Source organism: Nocardia amamiensis (assembly GCF_015477605.1).
GTDB lineage: Bacteria > Actinomycetota > Actinomycetes > Mycobacteriales > Mycobacteriaceae > Nocardia > Nocardia amamiensis_A.
Genome location: NZ_JADLQX010000335.1, coordinates 1 through 255, shown reverse-complemented (window position 1 = coordinate 255; position 255 = coordinate 1). Strand labels below are relative to the sequence as shown.

The 255-nt window shown below is 69.0% G+C and carries 1 protein-coding gene; it reads right to left on the bottom strand.

Annotation, left to right across the window (positions count from 1 at the left end):
- Positions 1–255: hypothetical protein (locus tag IU459_RS38035; RefSeq protein WP_195134363.1), on the bottom strand; the 255-nt coding region annotated here is incomplete at both ends.

Sequence of the window (255 nt, the reverse complement as noted above, 5' to 3'; positions counted from 1 at the left end):
GTCGGCGCCCTCGGTGACGATCGCGTTGATATCGATCGTCGCGTTGGCGGGCATGTCGAGGTCCATGTCGACATCCAGCTGACCCAGGTCGGCCACCGGCACCCAGCCGATCTCGGCGAGCTGCTCGGGGATCTCCCCGGCCGACATCCGGCCCAGGTAGTTGAAGCTGATCTGGCCGGACGAGCCGAGGCTCGGCGCGGTCTCCGGATTCAGCTGCCGCAGCAGGCCGTAGCCGAGGCCCTTGTCGGGCACCGC